General features: G+C 64.2%; 18 protein-coding genes. 3 read left to right on the top strand and 15 right to left on the bottom strand.

Annotated elements, in window-relative coordinates:
• Positions 1–6 precede the first annotated feature (6 nt).
• The 7 genes from M1D74_RS06385 to M1D74_RS06355 form a co-directional block, all read right to left on the bottom strand.
• A complete protein-coding gene (locus tag M1D74_RS06385; protein ID WP_458116876.1) occupies positions 7–861 on the bottom strand; it encodes an SseB family protein in 855 nt (284 codons plus the stop codon).
• A 2-nt stretch (positions 862–863) separates the two neighbouring features.
• Positions 864–1,616, bottom strand: coding sequence for a bifunctional 1-(5-phosphoribosyl)-5-((5-phosphoribosylamino)methylideneamino)imidazole-4-carboxamide isomerase/phosphoribosylanthranilate isomerase PriA (gene priA, locus M1D74_RS06380; protein ID WP_309071433.1), 753 nt, complete (start codon positions 1,614–1,616; stop codon positions 864–866).
• Positions 1,617–1,659: 43 nt separating this feature from the next.
• The gene (locus tag M1D74_RS06375; protein ID WP_309071432.1) at positions 1,660–1,815 is read right to left on the bottom strand and encodes a hypothetical protein; all 156 of its coding nucleotides are present in this window, start codon (positions 1,813–1,815) and stop codon (positions 1,660–1,662) included.
• Between the two features lie 2 nt (positions 1,816–1,817).
• Complete coding sequence (gene hisH, locus M1D74_RS06370; protein WP_458116875.1) at positions 1,818–2,456, bottom strand: imidazole glycerol phosphate synthase subunit HisH; 639 nt, start codon at positions 2,454–2,456, stop codon at positions 1,818–1,820.
• Positions 2,453–3,070, bottom strand: a complete 618-nt coding sequence (gene hisB, locus M1D74_RS06365) for an imidazoleglycerol-phosphate dehydratase HisB (RefSeq protein ID WP_458116874.1) — start codon at positions 3,068–3,070, stop codon at positions 2,453–2,455. Before hisB ends, hisH begins: the two co-directional genes overlap by 4 nt.
• A gap of 66 nt (positions 3,071–3,136) precedes the next feature.
• Entirely contained in the window at positions 3,137–4,246 is a 1,110-nt protein-coding gene (locus tag M1D74_RS06360; RefSeq protein ID WP_458116873.1) for a histidinol-phosphate transaminase, read from the bottom strand.
• A 109-nt stretch (positions 4,247–4,355) separates the two neighbouring features.
• Positions 4,356–4,745, bottom strand: coding sequence for a LysM peptidoglycan-binding domain-containing protein (locus M1D74_RS06355; protein WP_458116872.1), 390 nt, complete (start codon positions 4,743–4,745; stop codon positions 4,356–4,358).
• A gap of 365 nt (positions 4,746–5,110) precedes the next feature.
• Between M1D74_RS06355 and lexA the strand changes: the two genes are divergently transcribed.
• Positions 5,111–5,764, top strand: coding sequence for a transcriptional repressor LexA (gene lexA, locus M1D74_RS06350; protein ID WP_458117153.1), 654 nt, complete (start codon positions 5,111–5,113; stop codon positions 5,762–5,764).
• Between the two features lie 24 nt (positions 5,765–5,788).
• On the opposite strand, the gene M1D74_RS06345 is transcribed toward lexA, so the two are convergent.
• Positions 5,789–7,810, bottom strand: a complete 2,022-nt coding sequence (locus tag M1D74_RS06345) for an ATP-dependent DNA helicase (protein ID WP_458116871.1) — start codon at positions 7,808–7,810, stop codon at positions 5,789–5,791.
• Positions 7,803–9,371 carry a GTPase HflX gene (hflX, locus tag M1D74_RS06340; protein WP_458116870.1) on the bottom strand — a complete coding sequence of 523 codons (1,569 nt, stop codon included), beginning with the start codon at positions 9,369–9,371 and terminating at the stop codon, positions 7,803–7,805. Before hflX ends, M1D74_RS06345 begins: the two co-directional genes overlap by 8 nt.
• Before the next feature lie 134 nt (positions 9,372–9,505).
• Between hflX and M1D74_RS06335 the strand changes: the two genes are divergently transcribed.
• The gene (locus tag M1D74_RS06335) at positions 9,506–10,114 is read left to right on the top strand and encodes a class I SAM-dependent methyltransferase (protein WP_458116869.1); all 609 of its coding nucleotides are present in this window, start codon (positions 9,506–9,508) and stop codon (positions 10,112–10,114) included.
• A gap of 12 nt (positions 10,115–10,126) precedes the next feature.
• Here M1D74_RS06335 and dapF read toward each other — a convergent pair whose 3' ends face one another.
• The 6 genes from dapF to M1D74_RS06305 form a co-directional block, all read right to left on the bottom strand.
• On the bottom strand, positions 10,127–11,071 hold the full coding sequence (dapF, locus tag M1D74_RS06330; RefSeq protein WP_458116868.1) for a diaminopimelate epimerase: 945 nt from the start codon (positions 11,069–11,071) through the stop codon (positions 10,127–10,129).
• A 1-nt stretch (position 11,072) separates the two neighbouring features.
• Positions 11,073–12,005: a tRNA (adenosine(37)-N6)-dimethylallyltransferase MiaA gene (gene miaA / locus M1D74_RS06325; protein ID WP_458116867.1), complete on the bottom strand. Its 933-nt coding sequence runs from the start codon at positions 12,003–12,005 to the stop codon at positions 11,073–11,075.
• Position 12,006: 1 nt separating this feature from the next.
• The gene (miaB, locus tag M1D74_RS06320; protein ID WP_458117152.1) at positions 12,007–13,449 is read right to left on the bottom strand and encodes a tRNA (N6-isopentenyl adenosine(37)-C2)-methylthiotransferase MiaB; all 1,443 of its coding nucleotides are present in this window, start codon (positions 13,447–13,449) and stop codon (positions 12,007–12,009) included.
• A 177-nt stretch (positions 13,450–13,626) separates the two neighbouring features.
• The gene (locus M1D74_RS06315) at positions 13,627–14,136 is read right to left on the bottom strand and encodes a regulatory protein RecX (RefSeq protein WP_458116866.1); all 510 of its coding nucleotides are present in this window, start codon (positions 14,134–14,136) and stop codon (positions 13,627–13,629) included.
• Between the two features lie 87 nt (positions 14,137–14,223).
• Positions 14,224–15,288, bottom strand: a complete 1,065-nt coding sequence (gene recA / locus M1D74_RS06310; RefSeq protein ID WP_309072184.1) for a recombinase RecA — start codon at positions 15,286–15,288, stop codon at positions 14,224–14,226.
• Positions 15,289–15,509: 221 nt separating this feature from the next.
• The gene (locus M1D74_RS06305) at positions 15,510–15,728 is read right to left on the bottom strand and encodes a DUF3046 domain-containing protein (protein WP_458116865.1); all 219 of its coding nucleotides are present in this window, start codon (positions 15,726–15,728) and stop codon (positions 15,510–15,512) included.
• 41 nt (positions 15,729–15,769) lie between these two features.
• On the opposite strand from M1D74_RS06305, the gene M1D74_RS06300 reads away from it, so the two are divergent.
• On the top strand, positions 15,770–16,243 hold the full coding sequence (locus M1D74_RS06300) for a MarR family winged helix-turn-helix transcriptional regulator (RefSeq protein ID WP_309072176.1): 474 nt from the start codon (positions 15,770–15,772) through the stop codon (positions 16,241–16,243).
• Positions 16,244–16,257 lie beyond the last annotated feature (14 nt).

The following is a 16,257-nucleotide window of genomic DNA, read 5'->3' as shown; positions in this document are numbered from 1 at the left end:
GAATGGTCAACGCGTGAGCCGGATTTCGAGCGAGTCGACCCGCTCCACGAACTCCTGCAACTGCTGGAGACGGCTTTGGAAAGCCGCCGTGGTGGAGCGGACGTCCTCCTGCGAGAGGCCTGCCTCCAGAGCGAGGGTCAGCCGTAGCTCCGGGCCGGCACCTCCGCCGCGCACTACTCTACCGTCAGCGGTACGGCTCGAAACGCCGGAACCGGGCGCCAGCTCGACGCGGGTGATGCGTCCGTCCGGAGGGACTGCCTCACTGACCAGCCGGGCGAGATCAGGATCAGCATACGACGGCGACCATTCCTTCTGCTGGGCCAAGGCCCACAACGCCGGGCGACGGACGACGAAAGTCACCTCAGCACCAGGATCCACCACCATCAGATCCGCGTTCTCGGCCACAGCTGCAAGAGCCGCCCGGGCTGCGTACACAGCGACCGGGCGGGCCTCCGGATGCCAACGCTCAAGGTGCCCCGTGGACGTGAAGACGGGCAGGACACTTCTGCCGTCCGGGGACTTGATGGCGACCAGCGCCATGTCGGCTTCCTTGTCGCCGTCGTGATGGTGTCCGTCCGTGGGCGCCTCGGCCTCCTGCCCGCCCAACTGGGCAACCACCGGCACGAAGACCCGCACCGTGGCCAGCGCCCGAACGACCGCCGTCTCATCCACGGCTCCGTTCACCAGGTCGCGCAGTGCAGCGGCGTACGTAGCAGGGACAGCGCCGTCGTCCTTATCGAATGCGTGCAGGGGATTGCCGCCCCCGGAGAGGTCCCTGCCCTTCCAGGGGCGCCCTGCCGAGTCAGCGACGTTCCCGTTCAGCGCCGCCTCGATATGGGCCGGAAGCCTGCGCTCCGTCATGGTCAGCGTTCCGGGTGCCCTGCGATGTCGAGCGCCTGCGGGAGGGTGAAAGCTCCTGCGTACAGGGCCTTGCCCACGATGGCGCCTTCCAGTCCGTCCGGGACCAGCTGCCGGAGAGCGGCCAGATCCTCAAGGCTGGAGATACCGCCGGATGCCACGACCGGACGCTGGGTCTTCTCCAGGACGTCGCGGAGAAGCTGGATGTTCGGACCGCGCAGCGTTCCGTCCTTGGTGACGTCGGTGACTACGTAGCGGGCACACCCGGCGTCGTCGAGACGGGCGAGCACCTCCCAGAGGTCACCGCCCTCTTCGGTCCAGCCGCGGGCTGCGAGCGTGGTCCCCCGAACGTCGAGGCCGACGGCGATGGCGTCACCGTAGCGGGCAATGGCGCTTGCGGTCCAGACAGGGTTCTCCAGGGCAGCGGTACCGAGGTTCACGCGCTCTGCTCCGAGCTCAAGGGCCTGCTCCAGCGACGCGTCGTCACGGATGCCGCCGGAGAGTTCCACCTTGATGTCCAGTTCCTTGACGACACGGGCGAGCAGGTCACGGTTTGATCCCCGGCCGAAGGCAGCGTCGAGGTCCACGAGGTGAACCCATTCGGCGCCGTCGTTCTGCCACTGCAGGGCAGCATCCAAGGGGTCGCCGTAGCTCGTCTCGCTGCCTGCGGCGCCCTGGACCAGGCGTACCGCCTGACCGTCAGCGACGTCGACGGCGGGTAGCAGTTCAAGGATGGGTGATTCGGTGAAGGGGCTCATGCACGTCCTTTGTTCAGGTCTTGGGTGCCGTCGCAGTGGACGGTTACGGGGTGAGGGTCAGCAGGTAAGCAGCAAGCAGGGCCATGACGGCGAGAATTCCGAAACTGATGGTGAGGCTTCGCGGCATCCCCTGCCGGTGGAACGAAACAACACCGCCGATCAGGAGCCCGGCCAACCCCATCAGAATCACGCTCCACATGGTTAGCGGAGGCTCCCGGTCCAGTTGCGCAGCAACTGGGCTCCGGCGTCTCCGGACTTCTCCGGGTGGAACTGTGTGGCGGAGAGCGGCCCGTTCTCCACGGCGGCAATGAACCGGCCACCATGCGTTGACCAGGTGACCATCGGAGGACGCATGGCCGGCTGGTTGACGTCGAAGTTCCATTCCTGCACGCCGTAGGAGTGCACGAAATAAAAACGCTCCTCCTCGATGCCTTCGAACAGTACCGATTCGGCCGGCGGCTCGACCGTATTCCAGCCCATGTGCGGCACCACGTCAGCTTTGAGGCGCTCAACGGTACCTGGCCACTCCCCCATGCCCTGGGTGCGCACGCCGTGCTCCACGCCTTCCTCGAACAAGATCTGGAGGCCGACACAGATGCCGAGAACCGGCCGGCCACCGGCGACCCTGCGGCCGATCATTCGCAGCGCGTCAACGTCCTTCAGTCCCTGCATGACGGCGGCGAAGGCACCAACACCCGGCACAACCAGTCCGTCTGCGTTGAGCACGTCATCGGCAGCGGCGCTCAGAGTGACCTCTGCGCCGACGTGCTCGAGCGCCCGAACTGCGGAGCGGATGTTTCCCGAGCCGTAGTCGAGGACTGTCACCTTGGGCGCACTCATAGCGCTCCCTTGGTGGACGGAATTCCCGTTACCCGGGGATCCGGCTCAACGGCAGCGCGCAGGGCCCGCGCGAAGGCCTTGAACTGTGCCTCGACGATGTGGTGGGGATCCCTGCCGGCAAGCACGGTCATGTGCAGGCAAATCTGGGCGTGCAGCGTGATGGCCTCGAAGACGTGACGAGTGAGGGAGCCGGTGAAGTGTCCTCCAATGAGGTGATACTCCTGACCCGCAGGTTCACCACTGTGCACAAGATACGGGCGTCCCGAGATGTCGACAACGGCGTTGGCGAGGGCTTCGTCGAGCGGTACGGTCGCCTCACCGAAGCGGCGGATTCCCGCCTTGTCACCGAGCGCCTCGCGCAGCACTTCACCGAGCGTGATAGCGACGTCCTCGACCGTGTGGTGGACATCGATGTGGGTGTCCCCGGTGGCCCTGACGGTGAGGTCGATCAGCGAGTGCTTTGCGAGAGCCGTCAGCATGTGGTCGTAGAACGGGACAGAGGTGCTGATTTCGGAGCGGCCGGAGCCGTCCAGGTCGACTTCGACGAAGACCGACGATTCGCTCGTGGTCCGCTCCCGTCGGGCAGCGCGTAGTGCGGTAGCTTCCGCGGTCATGGATGGTCCTTACGGTTGTAACGGCAACGCAACGGGCTATGCGCCGTGCGTGCATCCCGGTCTAGTTTAGGAGACGCTCGGCCGGATCAGGGATTCGAGGGTTTTGAGGAAGATGGAGGTTTCCTCCTGGGTACCCGCGGTAACGCGCAGGTGCTGCGGTATACCCACGTCCCGGATAAGTACTCCGGCGTCGAGGAGACCCTGCCATACAGCCTGCGGATCCTGAAGGCCTCCAAAGAGGACGAAGTTTGAATCCGACGGCGCGACCGGAAGTCCCAGCTCGGTAAGCCCGGACACGATGCGATCCCGCTGGCGCTTGATCTCGTCCACGTTTGCGAGCAGTTTTGCGGAGTGGGTCAGTGCTGCGACTGCTGTGGCCTGGGTGATAGCGGACAGATGGTATGGGAGCCGCACCAGGCGAAGGGCGTCCGCGATCTCGGGGGCCGCCGCCAGATAACCGAGGCGGGCTCCGGCCAGGGCGAACGCCTTGCTCATGGTCCTTGAGACGATGAGCCGCTCCCTGCCGGGGAGCAGTTCGAGGGCGCTCGGTGTGCCGGTGTGCGAGAACTCCGCGTATGCCTCGTCGACGATCACGATCGACTGCGCTGCTTCGCCGGCGTCATAGACCTCTGCGACAACGTCGAGTGAGAGGGCGGTGCCGGTTGGGTTGTTCGGGCTGCACAGGAAAACAATGTTCGCTCCAGTAGCAGCAACCTCCTCCGCGGTCGACTGCGCATCGAGGTTGAAGCTGTCTCCCCTGGCGCCCGTCAGATACTCGGTGCCGGTGGATCCGGCGAGCAACGGGTACATCGAGTAAGTGGGCGGGAAGCCGATGGCCTTTCGCCCCGGTCCGCCGAAGGCAAGCAATATGTGCTGCAAAACTTCATTGGACCCGTTGGCCGCCCAGATGTTGTCTGGACCAAGGCCGTGACCGAGGTACATGGCCAGGTGCGCCCGCAGGAGGGTGAACTCCCTATCCGGGTAGCGATTGAGGCCAGCTACTGCCTCTTGTACCGCTTCGACTATTGCAACGCGGACGTCTTCCGGGACGCCATGGGTGTTCTCGTTGACATTCAGCAGGATCGGAACATCGATCTGGGGAGCTCCGTATGGCCGGAGGCCCCTCAGGTTCTCTCGAATCGGCAGGCGGCTGAGGCGTTCAAGCTGATCGGTCACTACCCGAGTTTAAGGCCGCTCGATCCGCAACGCAGAATCGCACCGTGCGACCTGTTGCCGTGTTACGCCGGTTACGTCACCCCACCTGCGCGAAGCATGTCTGCCTGGGCTACGGGGCGTCCACTGGAATATGCAGGGACTGGCCAGCCTGCACGGTTGAGGATGCCAGAGCATTGAGCTCGACGATCTCCTGGACAACCGCACGTGGATCCCGTTCGGGTGCATATTCGGCTGCCAACGCCCAGAGGGTCTCTCCGGAGGCGACGTTGACCCGCACGGTGTCCGAGACGGCGCCGCCAACGCCGGTGGCCTGAGCCTGCGAGGTGAAGAATGAGCCGACAATGAGCGCAGCTGCGGCAAGGAGAGCAAGCGGCACGGCTACCAGCACGATCCACCCACGGCGCGTCAGGTGCAGGCGAACTGGCTTGCCGGCCCCGGGACGGGAAGCGATGTTGAAGCTAAGCGAAGGAGCTGATCCTGCAAAATGGAGCGTCGACATGGCGTCCACCTTTCTTCTTGTGCGGAGTCCCACAAGCTTTATTCGAACCTGTGTTCTATTCCTCTGGGTTTATTCTTAGCATCTTTGAACTAATATTGTCGAGACTCGCTCGAACAAATGTTTGAAAAGACGTTCCCTCTCCCCTAGCGTTGCTGGAAAGGGTGAGGGCGCGGCCGCTTTCGAAGACCAGCTCATCACCCACCACTGACAAAACAGGTTGGAGAGCCGGAGGGCCGGGTCCCGCCGGAGGGAAGGGATGCATTCTCGTGGCAGATCTCAACGCGGCAGGGGACATCACGGAGGTACCGCCGACCGACGTCAAGCGCGGACGCGGACGGCCGCGGGGCAGGGCCACGCCCAAGGGAATGACAGCCCGGCAAACGAAAATCCTCGAAACAATCCAGCGCAGCGTGGCTGCACACGGCTACCCGCCATCCATGAGGGAAATCGGAGACACCGTCGGTCTCGCCAGCCTGTCGAGCGTGACTCACCAGCTGGCCCAGCTTGAGCGCATGGGTTATATCCGGCGCGATCCAAAGCGGCCCCGGGCAATGGAGATACTTCTTCCCCTCACCCTGGGAGAGAGTTCATCGCGTGTGCTGCCCGACTCCGGCTCGATGGAAGAACCGGCGGCGTCTGCTGTTGACGCGGCCATGGTTCCGATGGTCGGACGCATCGCCGCAGGCGGCCCGATCCTGGCGGACCAGGTAGTGGAGGACGTCATGCCTCTCCCCCGGCAACTCGTCGGCCATGGGGACCTCTTCATGCTGCGCGTCTCCGGCGACTCCATGATCGACGCCGCTATCTGCGACGGGGACTGGGTGGTGGTCCGCAAGCAGAGCAACGCCGAGAACGGTGACGTGGTGGCAGCGCTGCTGGACGACGAGGCGACCGTGAAGACCTTTCGGCAGCGGGACGGCCATACCTGGCTTCTGCCGCAGAACACCAGCTATGAGCCGATTCTTGGGGACCACGCCACGATCATGGGCAAAGTCGTATCGGTGATGCGCGCCCTCTGACCGGCCGCTCCGGCAGCCCTGGACCTAGGCGGCGTGCGTCGCGGCCAGCCGGGAGAGAACGGCGAGTGCCGTTGCCCTGTCGGTCGTCGGCCAGAAAGGCGGCAGTGCGGATCGCAGGAAGCCCCCATAGCCGGCCGTTGCAAGACGGGAATCCAAAATGGCCACCATCCCCCGGTCGTCGTGCGCCCGGATCAGGCGGCCGGCACCCTGAGCGAGGCGGACGGCCGCATGCGTAGCCGAGACGTGCATGAACCCGTTTCCTCCCGACTTGGCAACTGCCCGCGTCCGGGCAGTCATCAGCGGATCGTCCGGCCGGGGGAAAGGTATACGGTCGATCGTCACCAGCCTGCAGGAACTTCCGGGCACATCAACGCCCTGCCACAGTGACATAGTGCCGAATAGGCAGGTGTCCGGTTCTTCGGAGAACTGCTTAACCAGTGCCGACATGGAGGATTCTCCCTGGCACAGTATCTCGACGTCCACCCGCGTGCGCAGAGCGTCGGCTGCCTCCTCCGCGGCGCGACGGGACGAGAACAATCCGAGCGCTCCGCCGCGGGAAGCCGTGATGAGGGCAACGAGTTCGTTCAGCTGTTCCTCCGAGGTCCCCCTGCCGGGTTTCGGCAGGTCCTTGGCAACGTACAGAACTCCCTGCCGGGCATAGTCGAACGGGCTGCCGACGTCGACGCCGGTCCACGAAGGAGCGCCCTCTCCCGTTAGCCCCAAAGAACCGGCAACAGGCCCGAACTCGGAGCCGATGGCCAGGGTCGCGGAGGTGAGAACGACTGTATGGTCCTCGAACAGGCCGCGCCTCAGCCGGCCGGCAACTGAAAGAGGGGCGATGCTGATTGTCGCCGGCGAAGAATCATCCGCGGAGGAATAGCCCGAGCCGGGCGTGAAGGTGCTCGGTCGATGGGCCCAGAGCACTTCACCCGCGCCGCCTGCTGCAACCATCCGCTCGGATAGCTCCAGCAGCATCAGCAGGCGGGAACGGGCCATTTGGCGTCCGCCGTCGGCCGACTGGGCCGCCCCGTCCGAACTCGACTCGGAGAGTGCCAGGCGGCAGGCTTCCCGCAGCTGGACGAGGGCGAGTTCCTGCTGCTCGCTGAGGCCGCCGGCCATCAGCCCGGTGGGCTGGGCGTCGAAGGCCAGCTCGAAGGCCGCTTGTGCCGCCTGCAGGGTGTCCGTGCTGGCGCTCAGATGACGCCTCGCTGCGGACGAGGCCGCCCCGATCAGAGCCCCTGACAGCTGACCGGATACGGCCGAGGTGACGCGGTCGTGTAATTCATGCGCCTCATCGATGACCACCACATCATGCTCGGGCAGTACTGCAAGCCCCTCGAATGCGTTGATCGCCAGCAGAGCGTGATTGGTGATGACGATGTCCGCCTGCCCGGCCTTCTCCCGCGCCCGCTCACTGAAGCATTCCTCAGCGACCGGGCACTTCTGCGCTCCGAGACACTCCATGCTCGACACGGAGACCTGGCGCCAGGCGCGGTCGCTCACGCCGGGAAGAAGTTCATCCCGGTCCCCGGTGTCCGTCTCCTCAGCCCACTCCCGCAACCGGACAATCTCACGGCCCAGCGGTGTACTGGGGCCGGCCGACGGATGCGGTGAAGCGGCGTCTCCGTCCAGGGAGAACAAGGCGCCGGAGTCGTCCTCGTCGGGAAAGCCCCCCGCAGTCTTGTGCTTGCAGACGTAATTGCTTCGGCCTTTGAGCAGAGCCACATTCACCGGCCGGGGCAGGGCTCCCTGCAGGGTGTCAAGGAGCCGGGGAAGGTCGCGATTGACGATTTGCGCCTGCAGTGCCAGGGTCGCCGTTGATACAACGGAGGTCGTGTCGCTCTTGACCGCGTGCGCAATGAGCGGCAGGAGATAGGCCAGTGACTTACCCGTTCCGGTGCCGGCCTGCACCAGTAGGTGGGTGCCGCTGTCGATAGCTTCCTCGACATGACGCACCATCTCATGCTGCCCGCTGCGCTGCTGTCCGCCCATCGCTTCCACGACGGAATCGAGCAATTGAAGGGGACTTACGTTCCCCTTAGCCATGCTTGACGAACGGCTCCAATTCTGCGGCCAGGCCCTCCCTGACCATGACCTCAACCTCTGTACCGTCTTCGACGTGCTCCAGACGGAGGATTTCCGCATCTGGTTGGTGCAACCGGCTGACGATCTCGCCGCGCTGGTAGGGCACCAACAGGGTCAGCTTCACGCTGGGACGCGGAATCGCCTGGCTGATCAGGTGCAGCAGCTCGTCGATTCCCTGACCGGTGCGGGCCGATACGATAGCGTGCCGCGGTTCCCGCTGCCGAAGGCGTTCCAGGACGAAAGGATCCGCAGCGTCGGCCTTGTTGAGGACGACGATCTCCGGCACCTTGCGGGCGTCGACCTCGGTCAGAACTTCCCTGACCGCAGCGATCTGACCCTCAGGGTCGGGGTGCGAGGCATCAACGACGTGAAGGATCAGGTCAGCGTCAGCGACCTCCTCGAGCGTCGACCGGAAGGCCTCAACCAGCTGGGTAGGAAGAGACCGGACGAATCCGACGGTGTCCGCAAGAGTGAACTCAAGCCCATCCGGCGTCTGAGCCCGGCGGATGGTTGGATCCAGGGTTGCGAAGAGCGCGTTTTCCACCAGGACGCCGGCGTCCGTCAACCGGTTCAGCAACGAAGACTTACCCGCGTTGGTGTACCCGGCAATGGCCACGGACGGAACCTCATGACGACGGCGGTTGGCTCGCTTGGTCTCACGCGCCGGCTTCATCCCTGCGATTTCGCGCCGGAGCTTGGCCATTCGGGTGCGGATCTTACGCCTGTCCAGTTCGATCTTGGTTTCACCGGGACCACGGGAGCCCATGCCTGCTCCGGCACCACCGACCTGGCCACCGGCCTGGCGGGACATCGATTCACCCCACCCACGCAGCCGCGGAAGGAGGTACTCAAGCTGCGCGAGCTCCACTTGCGCCTTACCCTCACGGGACTTCGCATGCTGGGCGAAGATGTCGAGGATCAGGGCCGTCCGGTCGATCACCTTGACCTTGACGACATCTTCCAGTCCGCGGCGTTGGGATGGCGCCAGTTCGCTGTCGACGATAACGGTATCCGCGCCGGTTGCCATCACAATGCTCTTCAGCTCCTCGGCCTTACCGGCCCCCAGGAACGTGCCCGGGTCAGGCTTCAAGCGTCGCTGGATGATGCCGTCAAGCACTTCCGATCCCGCCGTCTCTGCCAGCGCAGCGAGTTCCCGCAGGGAGTTTTCGGCTTCCTCTAAGGTGCCTTCAGTCCAGATGCCTGCAAGGACGACGCGTTCGAGACGCAGCTGCCGGTACTCGACCTCGGTGACGTCCTCGAGTTCCGTGGACAGGCCTGCCACGCGCCGCAATGCACGCCGCTCCTCGAGGTCCTGCTGCTCACCGTCATACTCGGTGTGCTCCTCGTCGAGGTCCGACAGCGCCTGTGCCCGGCTCTGGGGCCCGCTGCCGAAACGGCGGGGTGCGCTGCTAGCGCTGGACGATGCGGGGTCCTTGGCAAGGATCCGGTCGATGACGGCCTGAATCTCATCCGGGCCCATCTCCGGCTCGGGCGTCGCCGACGCTCCGTGATGTGTGGTCATACTCTCCCTTGGTAAGTGTCTTTCCATGGTAGTCCGTTGCCGCAGCTGTGTGGGGAAGATTCTCTGAGCGCGAAGAGTGGCAGCCCGTCTTCTGAGACACCTGGCCTTCGCCATGCGCATTAGGCTTGAACACTATGGATTCGCAGCACTACTTCAGCGCCGCCCCCTCCGGACCGGATCGCCGCCGTCCGCTGCGGGTGACCCTTGCCGGCAAGGAACGGGAACTGGTGACGTCAGGCGGCATCTTCAGCCCTGATGGGGTGGACAAGGGCACGGCCATCCTGCTGTCGGAGGTGCCGTCCCCTCGGGGTGCCAATCTGCTTGATATTGGCTGCGGGTGGGGGCCGATCGCCCTCACCATGGCGATTCAGGCGCCTGACGCGAACGTCGTCGCGGTCGATGTCAACGAGCGCTCGCTGGAGCTGACACAAGAAAATGCCCGCCGGCTGGGCCTGGGCAACCTCACCGCTACCTTGCCCGACGACGTCGACCCGGACATCTCCTTTGACACGATCTGGTCTAATCCTCCGATCCGCATCGGCAAGGAGGCCCTGCACGAGCTGCTCCTGCAGTGGCTTCCGCGCCTTGCACCGGGCGGAACCGCGTGGCTCGTAGTGCAGAAGAACCTGGGAGCCGATTCATTGCAGCGATGGTTGGGCACAGAGCTTCCAGCCGGGTACGACGTCGATCGTGCAGCGACCGCGAAATCCTTCCGCGTTCTGCGTGTCAAACGCAGCCGCTGACGCGCACGACGGTTAGGCGAAGACCCCGTTGGCCACCAGGACAGCCGGCCCGCTGAGGTGCACGTGCTCCGAGCCACCGACGCTGGGCGCGAATCGCACGCCCACGGTCCCGCCCGGGACGGTAACGCTCCAGATGTCCGGGGCATCCTCGCCGGCCCAGAAACGGGTGGCAACCGCCGCCGCGCAGGCACCGGTGCCGCAGGACAGCGTTTCTCCTACACCGCGCTCGTGGACGCGCATGCTGACCTGGCCCACGCCGTCGTGCATCAGGGGATCATGCGGGACCACGAATTCGACGTTGGTACCGTTCGGCGGCACAGGGTTCACGACGGGGGCGTCAAAGAGGCGAGTTGCGCGCAGTTCGGCAATTTCGGCGAGGGCGACGACCGTATGCGGGTTACCCATGCTGATGGACAGGCCCGGGCGGGCAACCTGAAGTCCATCGGCGTCCACGAGCGAATCCGTGGCACGCTCAGCGGCTGCCCGGGGGTAGATAAACTCCCAGGCTCCCATGTCCACCGAGTAACCGTCCACGGAACGTTCGACCCGCTTCACGCCGCCGCGCGTTCCCACGGCCACGACGGCGCCTTCCGGCAGGTCTATCAGGCCGCTGCTGACCAGAAAGTGAACGAAGACGCGGACTCCGTTACCGCACATCTCGGACACCGAACCGTCACCATTGCGATAGTCCATGAACCACTGCGCGTCCGGAGCCTGCTCAAGCAGGGCGCGGCCCTCGGGAAGGTACGACGACGGCACCGCCCGGATGAGCCCGTCAGCGCCGATGCCCCGGTGCCGGTCGCAGGCAACCGCCACGTCAGCTGCGGTGAGGTCCACGGATCCGTCGGTATCAGCAACGAGGATAAAGTCATTGCCCGTCCCGTGTCCCTTGGTGAAGGGCAGGCCGGACAGACGCGAACGTGCGGACAGTGCTGCTTCGGCGGATGTGCTCACCATTCTAGGATAGGGCTCCCCCGCTACGGACCGCTCTCTCGGCGAGCTCGACGAGCTCCGAATGACGCCAGTCAACCCAATGGATCCTTTGGTCAGCCCGAAACCACGTCAATTGCCGGCGGGCGAAGCGGCGTGTGGCCGCGATCGTGTCCGCTGCCGCCTCCGCCGTCGACCATTCGCCGTCGAGCACGCGCAGGAACTGGCTGTAGCCCAGAGCGCGTGCAGCTGTGCGCCCCTGGCGCAGGCCCTGGGTGTCGAGCATCCGCACCTCGTCTTCCAGGCCGGCCTCGACCATGAGGTGCACCCGCTTCGCTAGCCGTTCCTTCAGGACCTCCCGGTCCACTTGCAGTCCGATCTGCACAGCGGGTTGGTGGTACACACGTTGCGGCATGAAGGAACTGAAGGGGCGTCCTGTTATTTCGTGCACCTCCAGTGCCCGGATAACCCTGCGCTCATCACCCAGCCGCTCTGCCGATACTGGGTCCACCACAGCGAGCCGGTCTCGCAGGGCCTCTGGTCCGTTCTCGTCGTTCTCGGTCTCCAGACGCGCGCGTACCGCGGCGTCGGTCGGCGGAAACTCGAGTTCATCCAGCGCTGCGCGCACATAGAGGCCCGATCCACCCACGAGGATGGGCACGTTCCCCCTCGCACGTATGTCCGTGATGACCTGGCGGCTGTACTCCTGATAGCGGGCGACACTGGCCTCTTCCCGCACATCAAGGATGTCCAAAAGGTGGTGCGGAACCCCTTCGCGGTCCTCGACCGGCAGTTTGGCTGTGCCGATATCCATGCCTCGGTAAAACTGCATCGCGTCGGCGTTGATGACCTCGCCGTCCAGCCTGTGGGCCAGCGCGATACCCAGCTCGGATTTGCCCGAGCCCGTGGGCCCGACGACGGCGATCAGCGGCAATCGTCTGGCCGGTCCAGTTCCGCTCACCTCAGTTAGGGCGTTGGGGAAGCGACGGCATGCCGAGGGCGACGCCCTTTCCTCCTGGTCCACCCGCGCCCGGTACCGGTGCACCGCAGGACTCCGCCTGCGATCGGTCCCAGGCGTCTCCCGCTCGGGACCGCCTCAGGTGATAATCCTGCAGCGAGGGGTCGGCCACCAGGTGGAACGGGGCTGCTCCGGTGACGGTCACGGTGACCACATCACCCGGCCGCGGGGTATCGGCACCCGGCGGGACGGAGAAATGGACGAGCCGCTGATCCTGCGCACGTCCGCTCAAACGGTGTGTCTCGTGAGCCTTGCGGCCCTGTTGCGCGGTGACGAGCACTTCCACGCGTCGACCCACCTGAGCCGCGTTCTCCTCCCCCGATATACGGTCCTGCAGGGCGGTGAGACGCTCGTACCGTTCCTGAACCACTGCCTTCGGAAGCTGGTCCGGAAGCTCGGCGGCCGGAGTTCCCGGGCGCTTCGAGTACTGGAAAGTGAAAGCAGTGGCGAAGCGGGCCTGCTCAACAACACGGAGGGTTTCCTGGAAATCCTCCTCTGTCTCACCGGGGAAGCCGACAATGATGTCCGTAGAGATCGAGGCATGCGGCATGCGCATCCGGACCCGGTCGAGGATTCCGAGGAATTTCTCCGACCGGTAAGAGCGGCGCATTGCCTTGAGGATGCGGTCCGAACCGGACTGCAGCGGCATGTGAAGCTGCGGAGCGACGTTGGGTGTCTCTGCCATGGCATCAATCACGTCGTCTGTGAAGGCCGCCGGGTGCGGGCTGGTGAACCGGACCCTTTCCAGCCCGGGAATGTTGCCGCACGAGCGCAGCAGCTTGGCGAAGGCGCCCCGGTCACCAAACTCCACACCATAGGAATTTACGTTTTGCCCGAGGAGGGTGACTTCAATGGCGCCGTCGGCAACGAGGGCTTCGATCTCGGCGAGAATTTCCCCGGGACGGCGGTCCTTCTCCTTCCCACGCAGCGAGGGCACGATGCAGAAGGTGCAGGTGTTGTTGCAGCCGACTGAGATCGATACCCAACCCGAGTACACGGAATCGCGCTTGGTGGGCAGAGTGGAAGGGAAAACATCAAGCGACTCGAGGATTTCGAGCTGCGCCTCGTCATTGTGCCGGGCACGCTCCAGCAGAGCGGGTAACGCGCCGATGTTGTGGGTTCCGAAGACTGCGTCGACCCAGGGCGCCTTGCGGAGGATGGTGTCGCGGTCCTTCTGAGCAAGGCAGCCGCCGACTGCAATCTGCATCCCCGGCCGCGCCTGCTTGACGGGAGCTAATTGGCCGAGATTGCCGTAGAGCTTGTTGTCAGCGTTCTCGCGAACCGCGCAGGTGTTGAAGACGACGACGTCGGCCTGATCACCGGCAGCGGGAACGTAACCTGCGTCTTCCAGTAGGCCGGCGATGCGTTCGGAATCATGCACGTTCATCTGGCACCCGAACGTGCGCACGTCGTACGTGCGCCGGGCTGATGGGACTGGCTCTGGCTCGGCCTGAGTGGACGGGAAAACAACTGTGGAACTCACCAGTTAAGGGTACGGCCCGCTGCGCCCAGTCCCAATCCGGCCCACGCCCTGCCCTCTGCAGAGGTCTGCGGGCACCGGACCCTACTGCTCGGCGAGGACATCCTTGACGATAGAAAACGCGATCGACGGCGAGTAGCCCTTTCGGGAAAGCATCCCCACGAGTCGTCGCACCTGCTTATCCTGTGCGCCACGGTCTCCAGGGTCAGCCAGTGGCCTCACTTTCCGGCGTACCAGTTCCGCGGCCGCGGCGCGTTCGTCCTCATCGGTGCGCTGGGACAATGCCTCATCAGCGAGCTCCGCTGCAATACCCTTGTCGGCGAGCTCCCGCCTGATGGCTGACCTTGCAAGCGACCGGGTCTGAGCCCTGCTTCTGACCCACGTGCGGGCAAACTCTGCATCGTCGATCAGCTGGACTTCTTCGTAGCGGTCGAGGATCTCCTGTGCCACCCCGTCAGAAACACCGCGCTCGAGCAGCTTGCTGTGCAGCTGATGACGGCTCCGAGGAGCCATCGATAGTTGCCTCAGAACAATCGAGCGCGCCACCTCATAGGGGTCCGCTTCGGGTGTGACGTCCGCAGGTGTGCCCGGCACGGGCGTCTGGGGCCCGTTCCTCTTACCGGAGCGCCGGGTGCCCGGCTGACGGGCACCCGGCGCTCGGGGAAATTCACTCGTCAAAGCCTAACGGCCGCCTTCACCGCCGACTGCCTTGAGTTTGGGACTGTCTTTTTCCGGAGCGGCCTCTGCTGCGCCTCCCACTCCGAGCTTCTCGCGGATTCGCCTCTCCAGTTCATCCGCAAGGTCGGGGTTGTCGATGAGGAATTTACGGGCGTTCTCTTTGCCCTGTCCCAATTGGTCGCCGTCATAGGTGAACCATGCACCGGACTTTTTGACAAGACCGTTCTCTACGCCGACATCGATGAGGCCACCCTCTCGGGAGATTCCGAAGCCGTACAGGATGTCGAACTCTGCCTGCTTGAAGGGCGGAGCCATCTTGTTCTTGACGATTTTTGCCCGCGTCCGGTTACCGACCGGATTAGTGCCTTCCTTAAGGGTCTCGATGCGCCTCACGTCGATACGCACAGACGCGTAGAACTTCAACGCCTTGCCGCCCGTGGTGGTTTCCGGGCTCCCGAAGAACACACCGATCTTCTCGCGAAGCTGGTTGATGAAGATGGCAGTGGTCTTGGTCTGGCTCAGGCGCCCGGTGATCTTTCGAAGCGCCTGGCTCATCAACCGGGCCTGCAGGCCGACGTGACTGTCGCCCATTTCACCTTCGATTTCGGCGCGGGGAACAAGTGCGGCAACGGAGTCGATGACAACGATGTCGATGGATCCTGAGCCAACGAGCATGTCCATGATCTCCAACGCCTGCTCACCAGTGTCCGGCTGAGAGACCAACAGCGCATCGGTATCCACGCCCAGCTTCTTGGCATACTCAGGGTCCAGGGCATGCTCGGCATCAATGAAAGCGGCGATTCCGCCGTTGCGCTGGGCATTGGCCACGGCGTGCAGCGCGACCGTGGTTTTACCCGACGATTCCGGTCCATAGATTTCGACGACGCGACCACGTGGCAAACCGCCGATTCCGAGCGCAGCGTCAAGAGCAATGGAGCTCGTGGATATGGTTTCGATGGGAGCACGGACCTCGTCGCCAAGGCGCATGACTGACCCCTTGCCGTATTGCTTGTCAATCTGGGCCAGTGCGGCCTCAAGAGCCTTTTCACGATCGGCTGGTACGGCCATCATTCACCTCGGTTTACTCGTGGCCACCTAAGGCCCGTTTAACTGTTCCTCTTGACCGTAACGTCCCCCTCCGACAAAGTGCCTTTGAGGGCAACCGATGTGGACATCTCCCGTTTTTCTGCGGAGCTGTGGAGGACGGGCGGCGTGATTATTCTCTGTGCTCAGCATAGTCCGAACCCGAACACATATTCGATTGATTCGCGCGCGTGTTCCGCCTATAGCTAGCGCGGCTTCACGTCCCGACCGAGCCGCCGGTACTCAGGGACGTCCTGCATTTCACAGACCGCGATCCACACGGCCCTCGGATCGACGCCGGCGCCCAGGGCCTCGGCCGGTGTTCTGTCGTCTAGCCCCGAGAGGTGCAGGGTCTGTGCCAGTGTCCGCGAATAGGCGGACCCGAATTCATCATCCATCAAGCGCCAAAAGTCGCTTGTGCGCATGCCGCGTCCTCCTTGTCCTGATAAACCCTAGAATGAAACGCATGACTGTAGACCGCCAGGAACCCGATGCCTCCGTCGATGCTGCCGTGCAGGCGTTGGAGCAACAGCTCAGCATGCTGTGGAGGCGCGCGCGGTCGAACTCCTACAAAGTAGCTCGGCGCGTCCATCCGGATATGGAGCCGGCGGCCTACGGGCTGCTGGTCATACTACAGCGGGAGGGGTCAATGCGCCTGACAGACCTGGCCGCCAGCATCGGGGTAGGCAAGCCGTCCGTCAGCCGGCAGATTGCGATGCTGGAGCAGCTGGGCCTGGTCCAAAAGACCGCTGACCCGCTCGATGGCCGCGCCCAGTCAATCAGCCTCACTGAGGACGGCCTGACTCAACTCTCTGCCGCGCAGGAGGCCCGCAAGGAGGCATTCCACCAGTTGATGGAAGACTGGAGTCTGGCCGACCTCACAACGCTCGGAAACCTTATTTCCCAGTTGAACCAGACCTACACCAAGGACAACTGGTAGCACAGACATGTGAA

It is taken from the genome of Arthrobacter sp. D2-10 (genome assembly GCF_054161285.1).
Note: the sequence above shows the minus strand (reverse complement) of the source record. Positions and strands in the feature narration are given on the sequence as shown.

What these genes read in the sequence shown, in the direction of transcription:
- M1D74_RS06385 (WP_458116876.1), bottom strand. Translation starts at nt 861, where the DNA reads ATGACGGAGCGCAGGCTTCCGGCCCATATCGAGGCGGCGCTGAACGGG.
- priA (WP_309071433.1), bottom strand. Translation starts at nt 1,616, where the DNA reads ATGAGCCCCTTCACCGAATCACCCATCCTTGAACTGCTACCCGCCGTC.
- M1D74_RS06375 (WP_309071432.1), bottom strand. Translation starts at nt 1,815, where the DNA reads ATGTGGAGCGTGATTCTGATGGGGTTGGCCGGGCTCCTGATCGGCGGT.
- hisH (WP_458116875.1), bottom strand. Translation starts at nt 2,456, where the DNA reads ATGAGTGCGCCCAAGGTGACAGTCCTCGACTACGGCTCGGGAAACATC.
- hisB (WP_458116874.1), bottom strand. Translation starts at nt 3,070, where the DNA reads ATGACCGCGGAAGCTACCGCACTACGCGCTGCCCGACGGGAGCGGACC.
- M1D74_RS06355 (WP_458116872.1), bottom strand. Translation starts at nt 4,745, where the DNA reads ATGTCGACGCTCCATTTTGCAGGATCAGCTCCTTCGCTTAGCTTCAAC.
- lexA (WP_458117153.1), top strand. Translation starts at nt 5,111, where the DNA reads ATGACAGCCCGGCAAACGAAAATCCTCGAAACAATCCAGCGCAGCGTG.
- M1D74_RS06345 (WP_458116871.1), bottom strand. Translation starts at nt 7,810, where the DNA reads ATGGCTAAGGGGAACGTAAGTCCCCTTCAATTGCTCGATTCCGTCGTG.
- hflX (WP_458116870.1), bottom strand. Translation starts at nt 9,371, where the DNA reads ATGACCACACATCACGGAGCGTCGGCGACGCCCGAGCCGGAGATGGGC.
- M1D74_RS06335 (WP_458116869.1), top strand. Translation starts at nt 9,506, where the DNA reads ATGGATTCGCAGCACTACTTCAGCGCCGCCCCCTCCGGACCGGATCGC.
- dapF (WP_458116868.1), bottom strand. Translation starts at nt 11,071, where the DNA reads ATGGTGAGCACATCCGCCGAAGCAGCACTGTCCGCACGTTCGCGTCTG.
- miaB (WP_458117152.1), bottom strand. Translation starts at nt 13,449, where the DNA reads ATGAACGTGCATGATTCCGAACGCATCGCCGGCCTACTGGAAGACGCA.
- recA (WP_309072184.1), bottom strand. Translation starts at nt 15,288, where the DNA reads ATGGCCGTACCAGCCGATCGTGAAAAGGCTCTTGAGGCCGCACTGGCC.
- M1D74_RS06305 (WP_458116865.1), bottom strand. Translation starts at nt 15,728, where the DNA reads ATGCGCACAAGCGACTTTTGGCGCTTGATGGATGATGAATTCGGGTCC.
- M1D74_RS06300 (WP_309072176.1), top strand. Translation starts at nt 15,770, where the DNA reads ATGACTGTAGACCGCCAGGAACCCGATGCCTCCGTCGATGCTGCCGTG.